This is a genomic window from Aminobacter anthyllidis, assembly GCF_018555685.1.
Classification (GTDB): domain Bacteria; phylum Pseudomonadota; class Alphaproteobacteria; order Rhizobiales; family Rhizobiaceae; genus Aminobacter; species Aminobacter anthyllidis.
Map to the genome: position 1 here is coordinate 348,042 of NZ_JAFLWW010000005.1, position 14,597 is coordinate 362,638.

Annotated in this window: 20 protein-coding genes; 16 read left to right on the forward strand and 4 right to left on the reverse strand. The window is 62.0% G+C overall.

Features of this window, described 5'->3' with window-relative positions; all coding sequences use genetic code 11:
* The first annotated feature begins 1 nt into the window (after position 1).
* From J1C56_RS18830 to J1C56_RS18880, 11 genes are all read left to right on the forward strand, one after another.
* A complete protein-coding gene (locus J1C56_RS18830) occupies positions 2-1,639 on the forward strand; it encodes an acyl-CoA synthetase (RefSeq protein WP_214391585.1) in 1,638 nt (545 codons plus the stop codon).
* 246 nt (positions 1,640-1,885) lie between these two features.
* On the forward strand, positions 1,886-2,263 hold the full coding sequence (locus J1C56_RS18835) for a hypothetical protein (protein WP_214391586.1): 378 nt from the start codon (positions 1,886-1,888) through the stop codon (positions 2,261-2,263).
* Between the two features lie 416 nt (positions 2,264-2,679).
* Entirely contained in the window at positions 2,680-3,213 is a 534-nt protein-coding gene (gene rcdA, locus J1C56_RS18840; protein ID WP_214391587.1) for a protease adaptor protein RcdA, read from the forward strand.
* A 90-nt stretch (positions 3,214-3,303) separates the two neighbouring features.
* Positions 3,304-3,825, forward strand: coding sequence for a crossover junction endodeoxyribonuclease RuvC (gene ruvC, locus J1C56_RS18845; RefSeq protein ID WP_214391588.1), 522 nt, complete (start codon positions 3,304-3,306; stop codon positions 3,823-3,825).
* 53 nt (positions 3,826-3,878) lie between these two features.
* On the forward strand, positions 3,879-4,148 hold the full coding sequence (locus J1C56_RS18850; RefSeq protein ID WP_214391589.1) for an AbrB/MazE/SpoVT family DNA-binding domain-containing protein: 270 nt from the start codon (positions 3,879-3,881) through the stop codon (positions 4,146-4,148).
* Positions 4,129-4,545, forward strand: a complete 417-nt coding sequence (locus J1C56_RS18855) for a type II toxin-antitoxin system VapC family toxin (RefSeq protein WP_246591578.1) — start codon at positions 4,129-4,131, stop codon at positions 4,543-4,545. Before J1C56_RS18850 ends, J1C56_RS18855 begins: the two co-directional genes overlap by 20 nt.
* 13 nt (positions 4,546-4,558) lie before the next feature.
* Positions 4,559-5,179, forward strand: coding sequence for a Holliday junction branch migration protein RuvA (gene ruvA / locus J1C56_RS18860; RefSeq protein ID WP_214391591.1), 621 nt, complete (start codon positions 4,559-4,561; stop codon positions 5,177-5,179).
* Between the two features lie 67 nt (positions 5,180-5,246).
* Positions 5,247-5,528 (forward strand): AbrB/MazE/SpoVT family DNA-binding domain-containing protein, encoded by a 282-nt coding sequence (locus J1C56_RS18865; protein ID WP_214391592.1) that lies wholly within the window; start codon positions 5,247-5,249, stop codon positions 5,526-5,528.
* Complete coding sequence (locus J1C56_RS18870) at positions 5,525-5,929, forward strand: PIN domain-containing protein (RefSeq protein WP_214391593.1); 405 nt, start codon at positions 5,525-5,527, stop codon at positions 5,927-5,929. The genes J1C56_RS18865 and J1C56_RS18870 overlap by 4 nt, the downstream gene beginning before the upstream one ends.
* Positions 5,926-6,966 carry a Holliday junction branch migration DNA helicase RuvB gene (gene ruvB, locus J1C56_RS18875; RefSeq protein ID WP_214391594.1) on the forward strand — a complete coding sequence of 347 codons (1,041 nt, stop codon included), beginning with the start codon at positions 5,926-5,928 and terminating at the stop codon, positions 6,964-6,966. The genes J1C56_RS18870 and ruvB overlap by 4 nt, the downstream gene beginning before the upstream one ends.
* Positions 6,967-6,968: 2 nt before the next feature.
* The gene (locus tag J1C56_RS18880; protein ID WP_214391595.1) at positions 6,969-7,448 is read left to right on the forward strand and encodes a GNAT family N-acetyltransferase; all 480 of its coding nucleotides are present in this window, start codon (positions 6,969-6,971) and stop codon (positions 7,446-7,448) included.
* Positions 7,449-7,514: 66 nt separating this feature from the next.
* Here the strand turns inward: J1C56_RS18880 and J1C56_RS18885 are convergent, their stop codons facing one another.
* From J1C56_RS18885 to J1C56_RS18900, 4 genes are all read right to left on the reverse strand, one after another.
* On the reverse strand, positions 7,515-7,928 hold the full coding sequence (locus J1C56_RS18885; RefSeq protein WP_214391596.1) for a hypothetical protein: 414 nt from the start codon (positions 7,926-7,928) through the stop codon (positions 7,515-7,517).
* 287 nt (positions 7,929-8,215) lie between these two features.
* On the reverse strand, positions 8,216-8,893 hold the full coding sequence (locus J1C56_RS18890) for a hypothetical protein (RefSeq protein WP_214391597.1): 678 nt from the start codon (positions 8,891-8,893) through the stop codon (positions 8,216-8,218).
* Entirely contained in the window at positions 8,890-9,939 is a 1,050-nt protein-coding gene (locus J1C56_RS18895; protein ID WP_214391598.1) for a hypothetical protein, read from the reverse strand. Before J1C56_RS18895 ends, J1C56_RS18890 begins: the two co-directional genes overlap by 4 nt.
* A gap of 74 nt (positions 9,940-10,013) precedes the next feature.
* Positions 10,014-11,246: a glycoside hydrolase family 5 protein gene (locus J1C56_RS18900; protein WP_246591580.1), complete on the reverse strand. Its 1,233-nt coding sequence runs from the start codon at positions 11,244-11,246 to the stop codon at positions 10,014-10,016.
* Here J1C56_RS18900 and J1C56_RS32980 point away from each other — a divergent pair.
* From J1C56_RS32980 to tolR, 5 genes are all read left to right on the forward strand, one after another.
* Positions 11,155-11,373 carry a hypothetical protein gene (locus J1C56_RS32980; RefSeq protein ID WP_246591666.1) on the forward strand — a complete coding sequence of 73 codons (219 nt, stop codon included), beginning with the start codon at positions 11,155-11,157 and terminating at the stop codon, positions 11,371-11,373. The two genes, J1C56_RS18900 and J1C56_RS32980, sit on opposite strands and share 92 nt — an antisense overlap.
* 201 nt (positions 11,374-11,574) lie before the next feature.
* Positions 11,575-12,396, forward strand: a complete 822-nt coding sequence (locus J1C56_RS18905; protein WP_214391600.1) for a class I SAM-dependent methyltransferase — start codon at positions 11,575-11,577, stop codon at positions 12,394-12,396.
* A 183-nt stretch (positions 12,397-12,579) separates the two neighbouring features.
* A complete protein-coding gene (ybgC, locus tag J1C56_RS18910) occupies positions 12,580-13,047 on the forward strand; it encodes a tol-pal system-associated acyl-CoA thioesterase (protein WP_214391601.1) in 468 nt (155 codons plus the stop codon).
* A gap of 362 nt (positions 13,048-13,409) precedes the next feature.
* Positions 13,410-14,120: a protein TolQ gene (tolQ, locus tag J1C56_RS18915; RefSeq protein WP_067956800.1), complete on the forward strand. Its 711-nt coding sequence runs from the start codon at positions 13,410-13,412 to the stop codon at positions 14,118-14,120.
* 16 nt (positions 14,121-14,136) lie between these two features.
* A complete protein-coding gene (gene tolR / locus J1C56_RS18920) occupies positions 14,137-14,589 on the forward strand; it encodes a protein TolR (protein ID WP_420797418.1) in 453 nt (150 codons plus the stop codon).
* Positions 14,590-14,597: the final 8 nt, after the last annotated feature.

Sequence of the window (14,597 nt, forward strand, 5' to 3'; positions counted from 1 at the left end):
GATGGCCAAAGCATACGAGGAACACCTCGACAAGAATGCCGCCAACCACCAGCCGCTGACGCCGCTGAGTTTTCTCGAACGCGCGGCCAGGACCTTTCCCGACCATCCGGCCATCATCCATGGCGACCAGCGCACGAGCTACCGCCAGTGGTGGGAACGCTCACTGCAACTCGCCTCGGCGCTTGCAAAACGCGGCATCGGCAAGGGCGATACGGTGACTGTGATGCTGTCCAACACGCCGCCGATGCTGGAAGCGCATTTCGGCGTGCCGATGACCAGGGGTGTGCTGCATTCCCTCAACACGAGGCTTGATGCGGCGATCGTCGCATTCCAACTCGACCATGCCGAGACCAAGGTGCTGATCGTCGACCGCGAATTCTCCGGCGTGGTCAAGGAGGCGCTGGCACTGGCGACGGTGAAGCCGCTGGTCATCGACTATGATGATCCCTGTTATCCTGCCGACGCGCCCTACCCCAAGGGCGAGCGCATCGGCAGCCTCGACTACGAGGCCCTCGTCGCATCCGGCGATCAGGCCTTCGCCTGGTCGATGCCCGACGACGAATGGGATGCGATCTCGCTCAACTATACCTCTGGTACAACGGGCAATCCCAAGGGCGTAGTCTACCATCATCGCGGCGCGGCATTGATGGCCTATACCAACACCATCCATGCCGGCATGGCCAAGCACTGCGTCTATCTCTGGACGCTGCCGATGTTTCACTGCAACGGCTGGTGCTTTCCCTGGACGCTTGCCGTGCAGGCCGGCACCCATGTCTGCCTGCGCTGGGTGCGCGCCAAACAGATGTACGATGCCATCGCCGACCTCGGCGTGACCCATCTGTGCGGCGCACCGATCGTCATGTCGATCCTGATCAACGCCCGCGACGAAGACAAGCGCGCGTTTTCGCAGCAGGTCACCTTCAACACCGCCGCCGCGCCACCGCCCGAGGCGGTGTTGTCGGGCATGGCCGACGCCGGCTTTGCCGTCACCCATCTCTATGGCCTGACCGAGACCTATGGGCCGGCCGTCGTGAATGAATGGCATGGCGAATGGGACGCGCTGGAAAAAGGCCCACGCACGGCAAAGAAGGCGCGCCAGGGCGTGCGTTATGCCGCGCTCGAGGACCTGACGGTGATGGATCCCGAGACCATGGAGAAGACGCCAGCCGACGGCGAGACCATCGGCGAGGTGATGTTCCGCGGCAACATCGTCATGAAGGGCTACCTCAAGAACAAGAAAGCGACCGACGAGGCCTTTGCCGGCGGCTGGTTCCATTCCGGCGACCTCGGCGTGATGCATCCCGACGGCTACATCCAGATCAAGGATCGGTCCAAGGACATCATCATTTCCGGCGGCGAGAACATCTCGTCGATCGAGGTCGAGGATGCGCTGTACAAGCACGCGGCGGTCGCATCGTGCGGTGTGGTGGCAAAGTCCGACGACAAATGGGGCGAAGTGCCTGTTGCCTATGTCGAGCTGAAGCCGGGCAGGACGGCGACCGAGGCAGAGATCATCGAACATTGCCGAACGCTGCTCGCCCGCTTCAAGGTGCCTAAGGCGGTGATCTTCGCCGAGATTCCCAAGACCTCGACCGGCAAGATCCAGAAGTTCCGGCTGCGCGACATGGCCAAGGGATAAGGCTGCGGCAAGATTAGCCGTGCTAGCCTGCGGTGCGCAGTCGGGAGGATGGCGCTCGTCCAGAAGCCGGGCCGCGGGGAGGCGAACGGCCGGCACATCTATCCAATGTAACCGCGCCACATCCATGCCGCCCGGTCGCGCGGCATGCGGCGGAAACACGCCCGGTGCACATGCACCGCAAGACGGCCTGCTGGGCCGGAGATCCAACCCATTCCCTGCGGGGGGAAAAGGCAACAGGAGACTGCAATGCAAGGGGTAGCACGGAATTTCTTCACGCTCGCCATTGTCTACGCGCTGTGCGGCATGGCGCTCGGGCTGCATATGTCGATCAGCCAGGACCACAGCCAGATGCCGGTCCACGCCCACACCATGGTGGCGGGCTGGCTGATGTCGGCGGTGTTTGCCTTCTTCTACCACTTGTTTCCGGTGGCCCGGGACAAGATGCTGGCCAAGGTCCATTTCTGGCTGACGGCGGTCAGCGGCATCGGGCTTCTGGTTGGATTGTTCTTCCTGCTTGGCGGCAACGCGGCGATCGAACCGGTGGTGGCGATCTCGTCGATGGGCTTTTACGCCGCGATGTTCCTGTTTGCCTTCATTGCACTGCCGACGGTGTGGAAGTCCTGAGTCGGCATAAGATCGCGCCTGCCGGAAACGTCGCGCCGTTGTGCCGTGCCGGCACAGTCTAACGCGCCAAAAGACGAAATCGGCACCGATCTTAAGCGCCCATTAAGCATTCCCAGTGTTTACTGTGCGTATCCAGTCATCTGGATTCTTACCGAGTGGTTGGAGCCACTTTGTTTGACGCCTCCCTGTTAAACTCCTGAGAGCCGCGTTTTTCCGCGGCTCTTTTTTTTGCCCGCGCGCCTTCGGAACGCCCTCCAAAAGCGGCCCAATCCGGCGCGTTAACCCTTTGTTAAACATGCGCTTGCGTTCACACCGGCGGAAGCGCATTTTCATCGGGCTTGGCGTATAGGAACAGGCCGCGCAGAATCCGTCGAAAAAGACGGGCAGAACGCGAACAGGGTTGCAGGGTAGCGATGATGAACGAGCCTTCGAGGGAAAGCGCAAACACGATCAAGCTCGCCGAAAGGCGGGTGTTTTCGCCGTCCTTCAAGCCCCTCTACAATGAGGGCATGGGGCTGGTCGAACAGGCGGCCGAATATCTCGATGGCGCTGGCCGCGTCGAGGCCAAGAAGCTGTCGCGGCTTGCCGCCACGCTCTACGCCGCCGAATCGATGCGCCTGACCACGCGCCTGATGCAGATCGCCTCATGGCTGCTTCTGCAGCGCGCCGCCAATTCCGGCGAAATGACCCGCGACCAAGTCGCCTCGGAGAAGTCCAAGGTGCGGCTCGACACGGCTTCCGCCCATGACGACGCCGCCGGCTGGAACGAACTGCCCGGCGACTTCGTCGACCTGGTGCGCCGCTCGCTGCGCCTGCAGGCACATGTGCGCCGCATGGACGATGAGATCTACGGCAACGGCACCACCGTCGTGCCGGTGCAGGCGATGCGCCGCAGCAATCCGGTTTCCGACCAGATCTCGCTGCTCAACACCGCGTTTGCCCGCAACTAGGCAGCAATATCCCCGCGATGACGCGGGGATTGTTTCTGTTTTGTTCACATTTTTCTGGCGTCTTGCCTCCGTGAAGATAGAGTTCGCGGAATGAGAGAGACGATTCGCATCATTGGCATCGACCCCGGGCTTCAGCGTACTGGCTGGGGCATCATCGAGAGCCTCGGCAATTCGTTGCGGTTTGTCGCCGCCGGCACCGTGCGCTCCGACAACAAGGCGGCACTTGCCAGCCGGCTTTGCCAGTTGCATGACGGCCTCGCCGACGTGCTGCACCGCGAGATGCCGCATGAGGCGGCGGTCGAAGCGACCTTCGTCAACAAGGACGCGACGGCGACGCTGAAGCTTGGCCAGGCGCGCGGCATCGCCATGCTGGTGCCGGCCCGCGCCGGGCTGGTGGTGGCCGAATATTCGCCCAATGCGGTAAAGAAGGCGGTCATCGGCGTTGGCCATGGCGACAAGAAGCAGATCGCCATGATGGTCAAGGTTCTGCTGCCGAAATCGGTGTTCGACACCGCCGACGCCGCCGACGCGCTGGCCATCGCCATCTGTCACGCCCACCACCGCCAGAGCCCGGCATACCGGCTGGCAGCCTTGGCCGCTGCGCATGCCTGATGTTCTTGACTTGTTCTCATGCCGGCAGTAAGTAATACCTCAGAGGTATTACCATGCGAGTCACCACCAAGGGCCAGGTCACCATCCCAAAGGAAATCCGCGACCGGCTCGGCATCGAGGCAGGCTCGGAGGTGGAATTCGTCGAACGCGCCGATGGCGCTGTCGAACTGGTGCGCGGTACCGAGCCAGACATGCGAGCGAAGGCGCTTGACCGTAGTCTGGAGGATTGGTTCCGCCGCATTGAGGGCACAGGTGACAGCAACCTGACTGCCGATGACATCATGGCCATGACCAGGGATCGTGATGTCCGCGACAATCATTGATTCCAACGTCATCATTGATGTCGTCGAGCCGGCGTCGCAGTGGGCCACGTGGTCCAGGCAACAGATTCGAGAAGCGCGGCGTTATGGCGACCTTATTTTCAATGTCGTCGTCGCAGCCGAAGTTGCACATGAGTTCGTTTCGGCAGAGCGTTATAAAGGCGTCTTCGTCTCCGCACTGTGGACTTACGAGGACATACCTTTCGAGGCGGCGCTGGCCGCCGGTTGGGCGCACCGCGAATACAGGCTGCGCGGCGGGCGCCGTGAGCTGACATTGCCAGACTTCCTCATTGGGGCGCATGCGCTTGTCTCGGGACACCGCCTTTTGACCCGCGACGCCTCGCGCTACCGCACCTATTTCCCCAATCTCGAAATCATCGCTCCCGATACCCATCCATGACGAGGCTTGAAGCATGATCGGCAAGTTGAAGGGCACCGTCGACGAGATCGGCGAGGATTTCTGCGTGCTCGACGTCCATGGCGTCGGCTACGTCGCGTTTTGTTCGACGCGCACGCTCGCAGCCTTGCCCGGCGCCGGAGAAGCCGCCGTCCTGTTCATCGAGACCTATGTCCGCGAGGACATGATCCGGCTTTACGGCTTCAAGACCGAACTCGAGCGCGAGTGGTTCAAGCTGCTGATGGCCAATGTCCAAGGCGTCGGCGCCAAGGTGGCGCTGGCCATCCTGTCGACGCTGGCGCCGTCCGACCTCGCCAATGCGATCGCGCTGCGCGACATCGCCATGGTCAGCCGCGCACCCGGCGTTGGCAAGAAGGTCGCCGAGCGCATCGTCACGGAACTCAAGAACAAGGCACCGGCCTTTGCCGGCGAGGCGTCGGGCACAATCGGCCTCAAGCAGGAACTCGGCGAGGGCGTCGCCCCTGCCCCGATCGCCGACGCGGTCTCGGCGCTGGTCAATCTCGGTTATTCCCGAGACATCGCCGCCAACGCCATTGCCGCCGCCATGAAGACCGCCGGCGACGACGCCGATTCCTCCAAGCTGATCCGCTTCGGCCTGAAGGAGCTGGCACGGTGAGCGTTGCTGGCCCCGCTTTTTCTTACTATATTGCCAAGTGTAAGAATTCTGGCCTGGAGTAAGCAAAATGAGCGCCGAAGCCACTTTGACCTCCAAGGGCCAGCTCACCATCCCGAAGGATGTTCGCGATATGCTGGCGCTCAAGCCGGGTGACACCATTGCATGGACTGTCATCGACGATCATCTCGTCGGCACGCCACGCAATCTTGCCTTCGGGGATCTCGCCGGCTTTCTCGGCGACCCGCCCGGCGGCCCGGCAAGCCTGGAGGAAATCGACAAGGCGGTCCGCGATGCCGTGGCCAGCCATGTCTTCGGCGAAGAGGCAGCCGGCCAAGGGGATGCTGCGTGACCCAGCATGGCATCGACACCAACGTCCTGCTGCGTATGGTGCTGAATGACGATGCCGGCCAGCGGGCTGCAGCGCTCGCCTTCGGAAACACTTTGAGCGAAGAAAATCCAGGTTTCGTCAGCCTCATCGTGCTTGCGGAATTTTCTTGGGCGCTGACCTCACGCTATCGACAGTCGAAAGAACAGACCTTGGGCGCCATTCACCGGCTGCTGAAAGTGAAGACATTGCTTTTTGAAGACTTCGACGCTGTCGTGCGCGCGCTGGAACGGGCCGCCGTGCCCCAGGTCGACTTTGCCGACGCCCTTGTTGCCGAACACAATCTCCAGCTCGGTTGCTCCCGAACGGTGACCTTCGACCAGCCCGCCGCCAAATTCATTCCGTCCATGGAACTGCTTAAGTGAATACCCCCGACCGTCTCATTACCCCCGACAAGCGCGGCGAGGACTCCGACAACAGCCTGCGCCCCCAGACGCTCGACGATTTCGTCGGCCAGGCGGCGGCGCGCGCCAACCTCAAGATCTTCATCGAAGCGGCCAAGGGCCGAGGCGAAGCGCTCGACCACGTGCTGTTCGTCGGCCCACCCGGCCTCGGCAAGACCACGATGGCGCAGATCATGGCGCGCGAACTCGGCGTCAATTTCCGTTCGACCTCGGGCCCGGTCATTGCCAAGGCCGGCGACCTCGCGGCTCTTCTGACCAATCTCGAAGAGCGCGACGTGCTCTTCATCGACGAGATCCACCGGCTCAACCCGGCGGTCGAGGAAATCCTCTATCCGGCGATGGAGGACTACCAGCTCGACCTGATCATCGGCGAAGGTCCGGCGGCGCGCTCGGTCAAGATCGACCTCGCTAAGTTCACGCTTGTCGCCGCGACCACCCGGCTCGGGCTTTTGACCAACCCGCTGCGCGACCGCTTCGGCATTCCTGTCCGGCTCAATTTCTATACCGTCGAGGAACTGGAACTGATCGTGCGGCGTGGGGCCCGTATCCTCGGCATGCCGCTGGCCGACGACGGCGCCATCGAGATCGCCCGTCGCGCCCGCGGCACCCCGCGCATCGCCGGCCGCTTGTTGCGCCGCGTCCGCGACTTCGCCTCGGTGGCCGGGTCGGGGCCGGTCGACCGCCGCATCGCCGACGAGGCGCTGTCGCGGCTCGAGGTCGACGCCCTCGGTCTCGATTCGCTCGACCGGCGTTATCTCTCGATGATTGCGATGAATTTCGGCGGCGGCCCCGTCGGCATCGAGACCATCGCCGCCGGACTGTCCGAGCCGCGCGACGCCATCGAAGACATCATCGAACCCTACCTGATCCAGCAGGGCTTCATCCAGCGCACGCCGCGCGGCCGCGTGCTGACGGCCAATGCCTGGAAACATCTCGGCCTCGATATCCCGCGCGACCTAACGATCCAGCAGATCAACCTGTTCCAGGAAGAGGACTGAGCATGCCAGGCTATCGTCCCGGACTGATAGCCGACATCGTTCGCTTGCACGCCGAATACTACGCCCGCGAATGGGGCTTCGGCCTGCCTTTCGAGGCCAAGGTCGCTGGCGAACTTTCCGCCTTCATGACCGGCTTCAGGCCGGGCCTCGACTTCTTCGCCGCCAAGGACGACGACAGTGGCACGCTGTTGGGCACGATCAGCCTGGAGGCGCCGGCGCCGGGTGAACCCTTGGCGCATCTGCGCTGGTTCATCACCAGCGACAAGGCGCGTGGCACTGGCCTGGGACGCAGGCTGATGGATTCAGCGATCGCGCATGCCGACGCACAAGGCTTTCCCGGCGTCTACCTCACGACATTCGACGGACTGAAGCCCGCCCGTCACCTCTATGAGTCTTTCGGCTTCGCGCTTGTGGCGGAGGCAGAGCGCGACCAGTGGTCAGGCGGCGTCCGCGAGCAACGCTTCGAACGCCACAAGGCCTGACAAGGCGCTCATTACCGAACGTGCTCCCGCCGACCAGTATGTCCCCGAAAAGATGAGCGGGCGATCCTATGGAGCTTGCTCAACCGGAAACGGCGTCGGTTCCCAGATGCCGGCGAACCCTTTGGGCAATTTGGCCATGCGCGCCTCTTCCCAGGTCGCAAGTTGCCGGGCAATCGCGGCCCTGTCGCCCCTATCAAGCGCCGGCCCGAGCCCGTCGACGACCGAGGCCACTTCCGCTTCGGCAAAGCCTGGGATGCACCACATCGAACGGCCGTTCCGGAGTTCGTCAAGCTTGGCCCTCGCCGTCTCCAGGTCGCCTCGCGCCGCGTGCAAACAGGCACCACGCAGTTCGTCGATCTCGAAACGGCGATACGGGAGCGGCTTGGTTTCGACATAAGCGACCAGATCGTCGAGCGTCTCGATGCTGCGGAAGACCGGCAGCACCACACTTTCGAGCTTGGAGATGAAGTACTCTGGCATATCGGGATCGTCCCACAGCCAGAGACCCGGGCTGTCCCGATAGAGACGCTCGCCCCAGTTGAGCGGGAAATTGCCGACGGGTTCGCAGAAATGCGTGACGGCCCATTGGGGGAATCGTGATCGCGGCTCAGCATGACAATGCCGCGAAGCACATGCCTGATCGGTTTCATGACAAGCCAGCGACCAACTATCTCGACGTCGGCATGTCGAGCAATCAGATGCTTGAGGTGCGCATTGATCAACTGAGCTGCGGGCATCGGACAGTACCGCGTGAACCGTGATAAAAACTAAATTTGCTGCTCTACGGGAAACGGCGTCGGCTCCCAGATGCGGGCGAACCCTTTGGGCAATTTGGCCATGCGAGCCTCTTCCCAGGTCGCAAGTTGCCGGGCAATAGCGAGCCTGTCGCCCTTGTCGAGCGCCGGCCCGAGCCCGTCGACGACCGCCGCCACCTCTGCTTCGGCAAAGCCTGGGATGCACCACAAGGAGCGGCCATTCCGGAGATCGTCGAGCTTGGCCCGCGCCGTCTCCAGGTCGCCACGCGCCGCATGTAGGCACGCGCCGCGCAGCTCGTCGATCTCGAAACGGCGATAAGGAAGCGGCTTGGTTTCGACATAGGCGACCAGATCGTCAAACGTCTGGATGCTGCGAAAGATGGGCAGGATGTCCCGCTCCAGCTGCTTGACGAGTTGGAGAGCCCCGTCGGAATCCCAAGTGAAAAGCCCTGGTGTTTCCCGGTCAATTCGATCGCCCCAGTTAAGGGGGAAATTGCCGACAGGTTCACAAAAATGGGTCACAGCCCATTTCGGAACAAAATACTCATCATGGTTGCGAGTCAGGATAACGACGCCTCTCAGCACATGCCGTATTGGCTTCATGACAAGCCAGCGACCGATAATCTCAAGATCCGTGTGGCGTGTCAGAAGCGGCTTGATATGACGCTTGATGAGTTGCGAGGCGGTCATTCGTAAGGCCTCACTTCGATTATGATGATCGGGCGACCATGAAAGGCAAGCCGCCTTGCAAACTCGATGGCCCGGCTGCGGCTAAGACCCCTTCGCCCCGTTTTCAGATCATAGACACAGATCGGACCAACATTTCGATCTTCCAGAACATCGACGCGCACAGCACTGAAATCGAACAGAGTTTCCTCCATTCGTTTCAGCAACGACTGCTCTGAAGTCAGGGTAGAGTCTTTGAGCGCTAATATCTTCTTGTGCAGCCGCGTATGTACAGCCGTGCCAAACACTGTCGCATTTGGATATGGCCCGGTGAGCTTGGCCTCCTGCATCGCTTCGTCGGATAACCTTTGAACGAGTGTGAGCTTCGAGCAGACCTTCTCCGTCTCGGCGCGCGAGAGCATGCCGACGAAGCTCATCGGTGTCAGCAATGAGCCGTCCGGCCGGAACTCCTTCGCCGTGAAGGCGAGGCAGGCTCTCTGGTCCAGTGTGTTGGTGGCCGACAGCCGGTTGTAGAGTTGCCGTGCCGCGTCGAAGACACCCTGCGTGTCATCTGCGCCCGCGAGCCGCACGACCGGCTGCGACATCGGCCCGTGAGGGGTCCACAGCGTCTTGCTGATCGGATTGCCGGCACCGTCAAGCACGGTTTGGCGCGTACCCTCGGTCTGGAATACGAAACGCCGTCCGCCCGGAAGGCTTACCGTGTGCCGGACATGGGGGTTTCCCGGGCGATTGGATGATCCAACACGTGCCACGATCCGCGCGCGGTCGATAACAGGTTTGCTCGCAGAAGCCGTCCCGGCGCCCGGGCCGGGTGTCATGCCCGGCGACGATCCGGCGCCAGACAGATTTCGGTCCGGTCGCGAGCGCCCGGCACCTCCACCGTTGTCCGTCCATTGCCCACCGTTGGGATCACCGGCGGGCACGCGAGGTTGGGCGGGGTTGAATCCTGCCTTCAGCCGCAGCCGCAGCAGTTTGACATCGAGATCGAGGCCGACATGCCTGGTGCGGAACTTCCTAAGGGCGGCGTTTTCGTCGTTTGTGTTCGTCATGTTTGTCCCATCGCCAAACAACGGCAATGGTACAAGAAAATATTCCTACAATCAATGATAGAATATCGGGCTTACTATTTGAGCCCCTTCACAACCTCCAGCACGTCCGACTCCGCCTTGCGGCCCTCGAATTCGTCGACGATGCCGAAGGCGCCGCCATAGCCCCAGATCGACCAGGCAAAGCCATGTGCTTCGGCACGCGCGATCATGTCGCTGACATAGGCGGCGCGCCAGGCGCCGGGCATGACATAGGGGTTGTTGTACTCCTGGCGGATCATGCCGAACTCGCCGAGATAGATGTTGTCAGGCGAGATGCCGTGTTTCTTCGCCCAAGCGTCGACTTGAGCGAAAGGCGCGTCGAGTTCGGCTTCGAGCTTTTCCTTGCTGTCGACGAGCGCCATCTGCTCGTCGAGATAGGCGAGCATGCCTGAGCGGCGCAGCAACGGCGCCTCGGCCGTGATCTTGGCCCTGACCTTGTCGAGCGCGGCGTCAAGTTCTTCGCGCGGCACGGAGTAGGGCGGATAAGGCAGTCCGGTGACATAGCGGATGAAGTCGCCTGCCCAGGTGGCGCCTTGGGTCGTCAGCAGGAACGGCTGGTAGGAATGAAACGTCCAGATGACATTGTCGTCGGGGATATCCTTGGGGTCGAGCGCGGCAAGGCCTTCGGCACTTGCCCAGCAACTGCCCGACAGCACGAGGGTCAGCCGGGTCGCCGAGGAACGCGCGGCGGCGTAAAGGCGCTTGAGACGTTCGGGCCAGACCTTGGCGTCCGCCGGCTCGCAATCGACGACCGGCTCGTTCATCAGTTCGAAGGCGACCTGAGCGGGATCTTCCTTGGCCAGGGTGAGGCCCATTTGCCGGACCAGTTCGACATAGCGGTCGAAATTGGCCGGATCGTCCATCACCTCGGACATGCCGATCTGCCCGTTGCCGCCGGCGGGAATGAGGTGAAGGTCGACCACCGCCTTGAGTCCGGCAGCATTGACCATGCGAGCCGATTCCAGGACGCTTTCGAGCAGTTGCTCGCGCAGAGGCTCGGTCTTTTCGGACAGGAACACCGAGGGGTCGACGGGGATGCGCACGACGTCGAAGCCAACGGCCTTGAGCGCCTTCAGCTCACCTTCGCCGACCCGCTTGCGCCATTCGGGAAACGGCAGGATGACGTTGGCGTCGCCCCACTTGTCCTCGCCGGGCCAGGTTTCCCAGATGTCGAGATTGACGCCGCGCTTCATCGAGAATGTCGCGGCACCGGCCGAACAGACCGACAAGGCCAGCGCCAGCAATGCCATGAGTGAGGTTCTGATCATCGCCACCATTGCCACCATCCCGTTCGCCCAAGAGAACTGGTGCCCAAAAGCCTGGGAAAAGGAAAGCCCCAAGGCTGAACATGATGAAAAGCCGGGCCGGCAGGCGACTAAAGGACGCTCTAAATAATACTTCGCTGAAATAGACCTTCAACTTTCATTGCGGAAAGCTGCGCCGGCCTCATGGCGGTGGGTTTCGTGACGCAGTAAAGGGCAGCGCAAATTAACCCTAAGTAATGATCTTTCTGATTCGCCAGGTCATGTTGGTTATTTATTCGTTAAGAGCCCCTATAGTGACCGAATTCAATCAATCGCGCGGCGGGGTGTTACGATGACAGTGGTTGACAGATGGCGGCCGGAGACGGCGGCTGGCGGATTTACGCGGGATGACGAGGCGATCGAGTTCTACACGCGCATCAACGCCCTGGTGGACCCCGACATGGTCGTTGTCGATCTGGGTGCCGGCCGCGGGTCCCGTTTCGACCAGGGCAGTGCCCCGTTCCGCAAGTGGTTCTGCAATTTCCATGGTCGCGTCAAAAAGGTCATCGGCATCGACGTCGACCCGGTCGTGATGACGCATCCGCATCTCGACGAGGCGTTTGTCATGGAACCCGGCGGCCGGCTTCCGTTGGAGGACGCAAGTGTCGACGTGATCATCTGCGAATGGGTGATCGAACATGTCGAACATCCCAAGCAGTTCGCGCAGGAAATTGACCGGGTTCTCAAGCCTGGCGGCTGGCTTTGCGCACTCACGCCGAACCGTCTTGGCTATGTCGGGATCGGTACCAATATCGTGCCGGAAACGCTCAAGGACCGCATGATGCGGCTGGTATGGCCCGAGCGGCCGCGGGAAGACGCATTTCCGACATTCTACCGCATGAACAGTTTGGGCAGCATTCGACAGGCTTTCGGCGAAGAAAGCTGGTCGCACCACGGCTACATTTCCAATGGCACGCCGAAATATCACGGCGGGACGGCGGCGGGCTTTGCCTTCGTCTCGCTGCTGCAATGGTTCATGCCGCCGGCAATGCGCACCAACCTGCTGGTGTTCTCACGCAAGCGCCCGGGGCCGATAAACACACAACCTCGCATGCCGATGATAAGCCAGGAGAAGAGTGGAACGCTGGCCGAAAGGCATGGCGCAAGGGTCTGACGGGACCGTTGCAACGCACCGCTCTCCCCACGGCGGCGCGGCATCGCCGCCGATGCGGGCGCGAATGAGTGCCCGCCGGCAACGCCATCAGACAGTTCTTGATCGTTGCCGCCGATAATGCCATCGGATTCCTTGCCTTGTTGCCAGATTTTCCTGGCAACGCGGCCGGAACGAGGACGTGCGATGGCGGATCATGTTGACCAGGACTTGCTGGCGGCCGGCCTTTCCGGCGCCCTGACGCCTTTCGGCCACCGGCTGATGGCGCGGGTCTACTATGCCGATACCGACTTTTCAGGCGTCGTCTACCATGCGCGTTATCTCGAATTCTTCGAGCGTGGCCGCTCGGACTTCCTGCGCCTTGCCGGCGTCCACCACACCGAACTCGCCGACGGCAAGCATGGCGAAAAGATCGTCTGGGTTGTCAGGCGCATGGAGATCGATTTCCGCGCCTCGGCCAGGATCGACGACGTGCTGACCATCGAAACCCGGACCCAGGACATCTCAGGCGCCCGCATCACCATGGCCCAGCAGCTGAAGCGCGGGGACGAGGTGCTGGTCGAAGCCAAGGTCGAAGCGGCGATCGTCGGCGAGAACGGCCGCCCGAGGCGTTTCCCCAAGGACTGGGTCGAAGCCTTCATGCCCGGGCGGTAAGGCCCAGGCGGTATGCCCGACGATCCCGGCGGACGATCGCGACGCCGTTGCCGATCACAAGATTGTGTGACGCATTGGCCACAATTCCTCGCTCCACAGCACCCCAACCCCGGCCCAGCCGGGGCGACAGCTTGGCGCGGCGGCATATTCCTAACCCATCTTTAACCATAACGGTCCATTAAGGGGCCAGTGAAAGTCGTAAGGATTCCGAGCGGCCTTCCTTTCACCAAATTTCGCCCCGAAAAGGCCGAAAAGGCGCATTTTGGGGCACTTCCGGAAGCTTCGCGCGAACGGACCACGATGGGATGATGCGCAAGGGCTAGCTGCGAGCCGGGCCCGGAAATCTTAAGGACTGTTACAAGATGGAAAACCTACCTCTCGCCCAGACCGGCGCGGAATTGTCGATTTGGGCGTTGTTCTGGCAGGCCGGCTGGGTGGTCAAGCTGGTGATGCTGGGCCTGCTCGGCGCGTCGGTGTGGACCTGGGCGATCATCGTCGACAAGCTGGTTGCCTACAACCGCATGCGCGCGGCGCTGAACCGCTTCGAACAGATCTTCTGGTCGGGCCAGTCGCTTGAAGAGCTCTATCGCAACCTTTCCGACCGCAAGACCACTGGCATGAGCGCGATCTTCGTCGCTGCCATGAAGGAGTGGAAGAAGAGCTTCGAGAAGGGTGCCAAGTCGCCGCTGGCGCTGCAGACCCGCATCGACAAGGCAATGGACCTTGCGCTGACGCGCGAGATGGAGCGGCTGGAAGGCCGCCTCGGCTTCCTCGCCACCATCGGTTCGGCAGCACCGTTCATCGGCCTGTTCGGCACCGTCGTCGGCATCATGACCTCGTTCCAGGCCATCGCCGGCTCGAAGTCGACCAACCTCGCCGTCGTCGCCCCCGGTATCGCCGAGGCGCTGCTGGCAACGGCAATCGGCCTTCTCGCCGCCATTCCCGCCGTCATCGCCTACAACAAGCTGTCATCCGACGCCGGCAAGATCGGCATGCGCATGGAGGGCTTCTCCGACGAGTTCTCCGCCATACTCTCGCGCCAAATCGATGAAAAAGTCGCGCAGCGGGCCTGAGGAGTAGACCATGGGTATGTCAGTTAGCGCGGGCGGTTCGGGCCGCGGCGGGCGCGGCCACCGGCGGCGCGGCCGCCATCACGGCCTGATGTCCGAAATCAACGTCACGCCGTTCGTCGACGTCATGCTGGTGCTGCTCATCATCTTCATGGTGGCAGCGCCGCTGATGACCGTCGGCGTACCGATCGACCTGCCCGAGACCGCAGCCAAGGCGCTGAACTCGGAAACGCAGCCGATCACCATTTCGATCAACGAAGCCGGCCAGATCCACATCCAGGAAACCGAGATCCCGATCGAGGAAGTCGTCGCCAAGCTCGGTGCCATCGCCAAGGCCGGCTACGAGGAACGCATCTACGTGCGCGGCGACAAGACCGCCGACTACGGCACGGTGATGAAGGTCATGGCCCGCATCCAGGCCGCCGGTTACAACAAGATCGGCCTCGTCACGCTGCAGGAACAGGACCAGTAGCCCGCAAA

Excerpts from the sequence above, each read along its gene's own strand:
- rcdA (WP_214391587.1), top strand. The coding sequence starts at position 2,680 with ATGAACGAGCCTTCGAGGGAAAGCGCAAACACGATCAAGCTCGCCGAA.
- J1C56_RS18830 (WP_214391585.1), top strand. The coding sequence starts at position 2 with ATGGCCAAAGCATACGAGGAACACCTCGACAAGAATGCCGCCAACCAC.
- J1C56_RS18890 (WP_214391597.1), bottom strand. The coding sequence starts at position 8,893 with ATGACCGCCTCGCAACTCATCAAGCGTCATATCAAGCCGCTTCTGACA.
- tolQ (WP_067956800.1), top strand. The coding sequence starts at position 13,410 with ATGGAAAACCTACCTCTCGCCCAGACCGGCGCGGAATTGTCGATTTGG.
- J1C56_RS18855 (WP_246591578.1), top strand. The coding sequence starts at position 4,129 with ATGTCCGCGACAATCATTGATTCCAACGTCATCATTGATGTCGTCGAG.
- J1C56_RS18895 (WP_214391598.1), bottom strand. The coding sequence starts at position 9,939 with ATGACGAACACAAACGACGAAAACGCCGCCCTTAGGAAGTTCCGCACC.
- J1C56_RS18865 (WP_214391592.1), top strand. The coding sequence starts at position 5,247 with ATGAGCGCCGAAGCCACTTTGACCTCCAAGGGCCAGCTCACCATCCCG.
- J1C56_RS18905 (WP_214391600.1), top strand. The coding sequence starts at position 11,575 with ATGACAGTGGTTGACAGATGGCGGCCGGAGACGGCGGCTGGCGGATTT.
- J1C56_RS18885 (WP_214391596.1), bottom strand. The coding sequence starts at position 7,928 with ATGCCAGAGTACTTCATCTCCAAGCTCGAAAGTGTGGTGCTGCCGGTC.
- J1C56_RS18900 (WP_246591580.1), bottom strand. The coding sequence starts at position 11,246 with ATGATCAGAACCTCACTCATGGCATTGCTGGCGCTGGCCTTGTCGGTC.
- ruvC (WP_214391588.1), top strand. The coding sequence starts at position 3,304 with ATGAGAGAGACGATTCGCATCATTGGCATCGACCCCGGGCTTCAGCGT.
- J1C56_RS18880 (WP_214391595.1), top strand. The coding sequence starts at position 6,969 with ATGCCAGGCTATCGTCCCGGACTGATAGCCGACATCGTTCGCTTGCAC.
- tolR (WP_420797418.1), top strand. The coding sequence starts at position 14,137 with ATGTCAGTTAGCGCGGGCGGTTCGGGCCGCGGCGGGCGCGGCCACCGG.
- ruvA (WP_214391591.1), top strand. The coding sequence starts at position 4,559 with ATGATCGGCAAGTTGAAGGGCACCGTCGACGAGATCGGCGAGGATTTC.
- J1C56_RS18850 (WP_214391589.1), top strand. The coding sequence starts at position 3,879 with ATGCGAGTCACCACCAAGGGCCAGGTCACCATCCCAAAGGAAATCCGC.
- ybgC (WP_214391601.1), top strand. The coding sequence starts at position 12,580 with ATGGCGGATCATGTTGACCAGGACTTGCTGGCGGCCGGCCTTTCCGGC.
- J1C56_RS18835 (WP_214391586.1), top strand. The coding sequence starts at position 1,886 with ATGCAAGGGGTAGCACGGAATTTCTTCACGCTCGCCATTGTCTACGCG.